The organism is Streptomyces sp. NPDC059900, assembly GCF_050270335.1.
In the GTDB taxonomy this organism is placed as follows: Bacteria; Actinomycetota; Actinomycetes; order Streptomycetales; family Streptomycetaceae; genus Streptomyces.
The window spans coordinates 1-6,736 of sequence record NZ_JBNNJZ010000455.1; the positions used below are offsets into that span (position 1 = coordinate 1).

Below are 6,736 nucleotides of genomic sequence, written 5' to 3' on the forward strand. Positions count from 1 at the left end.
CCCTACAGGGCCTGCGCGGCGGGCTTCACCATTCCGCGCACGGTGCGTGACTTGACGAAGTCACCCATTGCGGTCATTTCCCACTCGCCGCTGAACTGCTTGATCAGCTTGGCCATCATCACGCCCGTCTGCGCCTCGGCGTTGGTGAGGTCGAAGCGGACCAGTTCCTCGCCCGTCCCCGCGTCGAGCAGGCGGCAGTACGCCTTGGCGACCTGGGTGAACTTCTGGCCCGAGAACGAGTTCACCGTGAAGACCAGACCCGTCACGTCCTGCGGGAGCCGGCCCAGGTCGACGACGATCACCTCGTCGTCACCGCCGCCCTCACCCGTGAGGTTGTCGCCGGAGTGCTTGATCGCGCCGTTCACGATCGACAGCTTGCCGAAATAGCAGCTGTCCACGTGGTTGCGCTGCGGGCCGTAGGCGATGACCGAGGCGTCCAGGTCGATGTCCTTGCCGCCGTACGCGGGCTCCCAGCCGAGGCCCATCTTGACCTGGGACAGGAGCGGCTTGCCGCCCTTGACCAGGGACACCGTCTGGTTCTTCTGGAGGCTGACCCGGCCCTTGTCCAGGTTGATCTTCCCGGCGCCGGGGGCGGGAGCCGCGGGCGCAGGCGGAGCGGCGGGCGCGGCCGGTGCGGCCAGGCGGGGGTCCGCGACCGGCGGGGGCGGGCCCTGGACCGGGGCGCCGGACGGGGGCGCCATCGGGGCGGCGGGCGCGGCAGCGGCAGGAGCGGCGGGGGCCGCGGGCTCCTCGACCGAGACGCCGAAGTCCGTCGCGATACCGGCCAGGCCGTTCGAGTACCCCTGGCCGACCGCGCGGGCCTTCCACGCTCCGTTGCGCAGATAGACCTCGACGATCACCAGGGCGGTCTCGGCGCCGAGCTGCGGGGGCGTGAACGTGGCGAGCACGGAGCCGTCGTCCGCGTTGCGGATCGTGGCGGTGGGCTCGATGCCCTGGAAGGACTGGCCCGCCGCGTCCGGGCTCGCCGTGACGACGATCTTCTCGATGCCGGCGGGCACGGCGGTGGTGTCCACCGTGATCTTGTCGGGGGTGGTGCCGCCGCCCGACTGATAGGTCACGCCGGGGCCCGCGGGCTGGTTGAAGAAGATGAAGTCGTCGTCGGAGCGCACTTTGCCGTCGGCGGTGAGCAGCAGGCCCGATACGTCGAGCCGCACCGGTGCGGCGACGTCCACCGCCACGCGGGTGGCGGTGAGAGGGATGTTCGAGCCGGGTGTCATAGCGGTCATGTCCGGGGTAACGAACGTCCCGGCTTTGCCGTTCCCTTACCTGCGGAGATTTCTTCCCGGCATTCCCCGAACGCGGGAGGGAGCCGAAAAGCAGGCACCCTCCCGCGTTCGCGCCGCTACGGAACCACCACGATCTTGCGGCCCACCCCCGAGGCGAACCGGTCGAGCGCATCGGGGTAGGAGTCCAGCGGCATCCGGTCGCTGATGAACACGTCGGGATCGAGCACGCCCGCGGCGAACAGCTCCGCCGCCCGCTCATAGCTGTGCAGGACCGCCATCGACCCGGTGATGGTGATCTCCTGGTTGTAGATGCGGTACGGGTCGATCTCGACCCGCGTCGCGTAGTCGGCGACGCCGAACTGGAGGAACGTACCCGCCTTGGCGACCCGCCCCAGGCCGTCCTGGATGGCGTTCGCGTTCCCCGTGGCGTCGACCACGATGTCCCAGCCCTGCGGCCGGTCGAGCTCGTCCGCGCCCGCCGCCGACCCCGAGACGCCCAACTGCCGCGCCGTGGCCAGGCGGTCCGCGTTGAGGTCCACGACGTCCACGCTCGCGGCGCCCGTCCGCTTGGCCAGCTCCAGCATCATCAGGCCCATCGTCCCCGAGCCGTAGATCAGGACATGGGCGCCCAGCCGGGCGCGGAGCACGTCGTAGCCGCGGACCGCGCAGGACAGCGGCTCGATGAGCGCCGCGTCCTGGGTGCGTACGTTCTCGGGGAGGCGCACACAGTTGGCGACGGGCGCGACGGCGTACTGGGCCGCGCCGCCCGCGGTGGTGACGCCGATCGCGGCCCAGCGCTCGCAGAGGTTGTTGTGGCCGGTGCGGCAGTAGCGGCACTCGTAGCAGTAGAGCGAGGGGTCGACGGCGACCCGGTCGCCGACCGCGAGCTCCGTGACCTCGCGGCCAAGGCCCACCACCTGGCCGGCGAACTCGTGTCCAGGCACCACCGGCAGGGTGGGCGCGAACTCGCCCTGCAAGATGTGCAGATCGGTTCCGCACAGACCGCACGCGGCGACCTCGACGACGACGTCGCGCGGCCCGGGAGTGGGGTCGGGCACCTCGCCGACCACAGCCTTGCCGACGGACTCGATGATGGCGGCCTTCACTTGACTGCTCCCAACGACAGGCCCTGGACCAGCTTGTCCTGGGCGGCGAACCCCGCGGCGAGCACCGGCAGGGAGATGACGAGCGACGCGGCGCACACCTTGGCCAGGAACAGGCCCTGGCTGGTGATGAAGCCGGTCAGGAACACGGGCGCGGTCTGGGCGACGACGCCCGTGAGCACCCGTGCGAAGAGGAGTTCGTTCCAGCTGAAGATGAAACAGATCAGGGACGTCGCCGCGATGCCCGGCAGCGCGATGGGGGCCACCACGCGCGCGAGAATGGTCGGCAGGCGCGCCCCGTCGATCTGCGCGGCCTCGATGATTGCGGGCGGCACCTCGGCGAGGAAGGACTGCATCATCCATACCGCGATCGGCAGGTTCATCGAGGTGTAGAGGATGACGAGCAGCCAGATGTTGTCGAGCATGTCGGTGTTCTTGGCGAAGAGATAGATCGGCAGCAGACCGGCCACGATCGGCAGCATCTTCGTCGACAGGAAGAAGAACAGGACGTCCGTCCACTTCTTCACCGGCCTGATGGACAGCGCGTACGCGGCGGGCAGCGCGAGGACAAGGACGAGCAGCGTGGAGGCGACCGACGCCACGGTCGAGTTGACGAGCGAGGGCCAGGGGCTCGCGCCGCCGCCCGAGCCGAAGAAGTCGCGGTAGCCGTCCAGGGTGAGGGAGGCGGCCAGCGAGGGCGGGTTGGTGGCCGCGTCCTCCTCCGAGTGGAAGGACGTCAGCGTCATCCAGGCGATGGGCAGGAAGAACAGGATGCCGGCCAGCCAGGCGGCCAGGCCGAGGCCCGCGGAGCCCCGGATGCGGAAGCGGCTTCCTGGCTTGGTGCGTACATGCGTCGCAGCGGTGCTCATGCGCGGGACGCCTCCTCACGGAACAGGGACGAGACGACCCGCAGCGCGAAGGTCGCGATGATGATGGAACCGATGACGACGAGGACACCGGCGGCGGACGCCAGGCCGTTCTCGTGGGCCTGGTAGAAGCTCTGGTAGACGGTGTAGGGCAGGTTGGCGGTGCCGAGGCCGCCCGAGGTGATCGTGAAGACGGCGTCGAAGTTCTGCACGATGTAGATCGAGCCGAGCAGCGAGCCGAGTTCCAGATACCGGCGCAGATGCGGCAGCGTCAGATAGCGGAAGACCTGCCAGTTGCCCGCGCCGTCCATCCGGGCCGCTTCGACGAGTTCGTTGTCGCGGCTCTGCAGCCCCGCGAGCAGGATCAGCATCATGAAGGGCGTCCACTGCCAGATCAGGGAGGCCTCGATGGCGAGCAGCGGGGTGTTGGACACCCAGTCGGGCTGGGCCGCGCCGTCGCCGCCCACCCAGTGCAGCAGGCCATTGAACAGGCCGTACTCGGGGTTGTAGAGCACGTGCTTCCACAGCAGGGCGGCGGCCACGGGCACCAGCAGGAACGGCGCGATGAGCAGGGTGCGCACCATGCCGCGGCCCCGGAACTTGCGGTCCAGGAGCAGGGCGAGGCCGAGCCCGATGACCAGGCTCGCCAGCACGACGGTGGCCGTGAGCACGATGGTCGTCAGAACGGATTTGCGCAGGTCCGGATCGGTGAGGACCTCGGAGTAGTTGTCGAGTCCGGTGAAGCTGCGGGCGTCGGGATAGAGGGCGTTCCAGTCGAAGAAGGAGATCACCAGCGTGGCCACGAAGGGCAGCTGGGTGACGACGACCATGAAGATCAGGGCGGGCAGGAGCGGGGCCCTGGTGGCCCAGGCTCGCAGCTTTCCCGGCGCCTTGGGGCCGGGGGCACGCGCGGTGGTCGGCGCGACGGTGGTGGTGCTCGCGGTGGCGGTCATCGTCCCTCGTACTCCTCGGCGATCTTCTCGGCGAGCTTCTGCGACTTCTCGAGGGCCGATTCGACGGACTGGCGCCCGGCGATGGCCGCGCTGATCTCCTGGGAGACCTTCGTGCCGAGATCGGTGAACTCGGGGATGCCGACGAACTGGATGCCGGGCGCGGGCCTGGGCTGCACGCCCGGGTCGGTCGGCCGTGCGCCCTCGATGGCGTCGTGCGTGACGTCCTGGAAAGCGGCGGCTTCCTTGACGTACTCGGGGTTGTCGTACGTCGAGGAGCGCTTGCCCGCGGGGACGTTGGACCAGCCGATCTTCTCGCCGACCAGTTCCTCGTACTCCTTGCTGGACGCCCAGGAGACGAACTTCCAGGCCTTGTCGGGGTTGCGCGAGGCCTTCTGGAGACCCCACGCCCAGGTGTAGAGCCAGCCGGAGTTCTTCGTCTTCTCCACGGGCGCCGGTACGTAGCCGATCTTCCCCTTGACGGGGGACTTGGCGGACTCCAGGGAACCGGCGGCGGCCGTGGCGTCGTACCACATGGCGGTCTTGCCCTGGGTGAGGTTGTTCAGGCACTCGGCATAGCCGGACTGGGCGGCTCCGGACTCGCCGTGCTTGCGCACCAGGTCCACGTAGAACTGTGTCGCCTTCGTGAACTCGGGGGAGTCGAGGTGCGCCTTCCAGTCCTTGTCGAACCACGTCCCTCCGAAGGTGTTCACCACCGTCGTCAGGGGCGCGATCAGCTCGCCCCAGCCCGGCAGGCCGCGCAGACAGATGCCCTTCATGCCGGACTCGGCGCCGTCCGTCCGGGCCGCGAGCTCGGCCACCTCCTGCCAGGTGGGGTTCTTCGGCATGGTGAGACCGGCCTTCTTGAAGACGTCCTTGCGGTACATCAGGAAGGACGACTCTCCGTAGAAGGGCTGTCCGTAGAGCTTGCCGTCGTCGCCGGTGAGGGACTCGCGCATGGACGGCAGCACGTCCTTCTCGTCGTACGCCGTGTCCTTCTTCGTGTACGAGCCGAGTTCGTGCAGCCAGTCGTTCTTGGCGTAGATCGGGATCTCGTAGTTGGAGAGCGTGGCGACGTCGTACTGGCCCGCCTGGTTGGCGAAGTCCTGGCTGATCTTGTCGCGGACGTCGTTCTCGGGCAGGACCGTGAAGTTCACCTTGATGCCCGTTTCCTTGGTGAAGTGGGCCGCGGTGAGCTTCTGCAGTTCGATCATCTGCGGGTTGTTCACCATCAGTACGTTGATGGAGTCGCCGGAACCGGTCCCGCCCGCCCCGGCCCAGCAGCCGGAGAGCAGCGGGGCAAGCAGCGTCCCTGCGGCTGCCGCGGCGAGTGCGCGCGGCCTCCGTCGGCTCTGGGTTCGCATGAATGCTCCTGGGGTGGATTTTTGGGCGTGCGGGATCACGAGAGGTGCCGGGCAGGAGAGTCGGGAGGGGCGGGGGAGACGTGAGCGGGGGCGCGGGGGTCAGACGCGGATGACCTGGGGGCCCTGGAGCGAGTAGCGGTGCGCTTCGGAGGCGGGCAGCTGCGTGCTCGTGACGATGGCCTCCAACTCGCCGACGTGCCCGAACCGGCAGAAGCTCGTCGCCCCGAACTTGGTGTGCACGCCCGCGAACACGGTGCGCCGCGAGGCGCGGATGGCCTGCGTCTTCACCTCGCTGACCGCGGGGTCGGGCGTGGTCAGGCCGTGCTCGCGGGAGATGCCGTTGGCGCCGATGTACGCGAGGTCGATCACGAACCCGGCCAGCATGCGCGTCGTCCAGTGGTCGACGGTCGCGAGCGTGCCGGGGCGGACCCGGCCGCCGAGCAGGAGGACGGACATGTTGTCGGCCTCTGCGAGAGCGCCGGCGGTGGCAAGGGACGCCGTGACGATGGTCAGGGGGCGGCCCTTGGCGGCTTCGGGCAGTGCCTCGGCGATGAGCTGCGGGGTGAAGCCCTCGTCGACGAAGACCGTTTCGGCGTCGCCGAGAAGATCGGCGGCGGCGGTGGCGATCCTTCTCTTCTCGGGGACGTGCATGGTGGTGCGGAACGCCAGGGTCGTCTCGAAGCCCGCGCTCTCCACGGGGTAGGCGCCGCCGTGCGTGCGGCGGATCAGACCGTGGTCCTCCAGGGCGCGCAGGTCACGGCGGACGGTCTCCTTGGCGACGCCCAGTGCGGTGGCGAGCGCGGTGACGTCCACGGAGCCGGAGGTCCGTGCTGCCCGGACGATCTCCCGCTGTCGTTCTTCCGCGGTCATGGATGCCGCCTCCTTCCCTGGCTGTGCCCGTTCGGGCCCTGTGGGGAAGTTCTACAGCGGGGGACGGTGTGTGAACAGGCTCGGAGTGCGGGCGATGGTGCCCGTCTCTGCCCGTTTGGCAGCGCCGCGGCCTCTGCTCCGGGCGGCAGGGCTGCCCGTTCGGGGGGTCCGGACTGCCCGTTCGGTGCCCGATTCACCTTCCGGCGGCCCTTCCGCACCGCCGGAAGGGCTGATTCCCGCCCCTAGGGCCTGTCGTCAAACTCCCGTCTGCCGCGCGACGCCATGCACGCACTCTCGCCGCACCGGGCGCAGACCCAAGTACGTCCAGTACGAGGG

The 6,736-nt window shown here is 69.3% G+C and carries 6 protein-coding genes; all 6 read right to left on the reverse strand.

Annotation, left to right across the window (positions count from 1 at the left end; genetic code table 11):
- Nucleotides 1–2 precede the first annotated feature (2 nt).
- Nucleotides 3–1,238 (reverse strand): TerD family protein, encoded by a 1,236-nt coding sequence (locus ACQKIP_RS35915; protein ID WP_365853488.1) that lies wholly within the window; start codon nt 1,236–1,238, stop codon nt 3–5.
- Between the two features lie 125 nt (nt 1,239–1,363).
- Nucleotides 1,364–2,353, reverse strand: coding sequence for a zinc-dependent alcohol dehydrogenase family protein (locus tag ACQKIP_RS35920; RefSeq protein WP_365853191.1), 990 nt, complete (start codon nt 2,351–2,353; stop codon nt 1,364–1,366).
- Nucleotides 2,350–3,219 (reverse strand): carbohydrate ABC transporter permease, encoded by an 870-nt coding sequence (locus ACQKIP_RS35925; RefSeq protein ID WP_365853193.1) that lies wholly within the window; start codon nt 3,217–3,219, stop codon nt 2,350–2,352. Before ACQKIP_RS35925 ends, ACQKIP_RS35920 begins: the two co-directional genes overlap by 4 nt.
- Complete coding sequence (locus tag ACQKIP_RS35930; protein ID WP_365853195.1) at nt 3,216–4,169, reverse strand: carbohydrate ABC transporter permease; 954 nt, start codon at nt 4,167–4,169, stop codon at nt 3,216–3,218. Before ACQKIP_RS35930 ends, ACQKIP_RS35925 begins: the two co-directional genes overlap by 4 nt.
- Nucleotides 4,166–5,530 (reverse strand): ABC transporter substrate-binding protein, encoded by a 1,365-nt coding sequence (locus ACQKIP_RS35935; protein ID WP_365853197.1) that lies wholly within the window; start codon nt 5,528–5,530, stop codon nt 4,166–4,168. Before ACQKIP_RS35935 ends, ACQKIP_RS35930 begins: the two co-directional genes overlap by 4 nt.
- Before the next feature lie 99 nt (nt 5,531–5,629).
- Complete coding sequence (locus ACQKIP_RS35940) at nt 5,630–6,400, reverse strand: DeoR/GlpR family DNA-binding transcription regulator (RefSeq protein WP_365853199.1); 771 nt, start codon at nt 6,398–6,400, stop codon at nt 5,630–5,632.
- Between the last annotated feature and the right edge of the window lie 336 nt (nt 6,401–6,736).

Bases quoted from the DNA above. Each gene is read 5' to 3' on its own strand.
- ACQKIP_RS35915 (WP_365853488.1), bottom strand. From the start codon at position 1,238: ATGACACCCGGCTCGAACATCCCTCTCACCGCCACCCGCGTGGCGGTG.
- ACQKIP_RS35925 (WP_365853193.1), bottom strand. From the start codon at position 3,219: ATGAGCACCGCTGCGACGCATGTACGCACCAAGCCAGGAAGCCGCTTC.
- ACQKIP_RS35930 (WP_365853195.1), bottom strand. From the start codon at position 4,169: ATGACCGCCACCGCGAGCACCACCACCGTCGCGCCGACCACCGCGCGT.
- ACQKIP_RS35935 (WP_365853197.1), bottom strand. From the start codon at position 5,530: ATGCGAACCCAGAGCCGACGGAGGCCGCGCGCACTCGCCGCGGCAGCC.
- ACQKIP_RS35940 (WP_365853199.1), bottom strand. From the start codon at position 6,400: ATGACCGCGGAAGAACGACAGCGGGAGATCGTCCGGGCAGCACGGACC.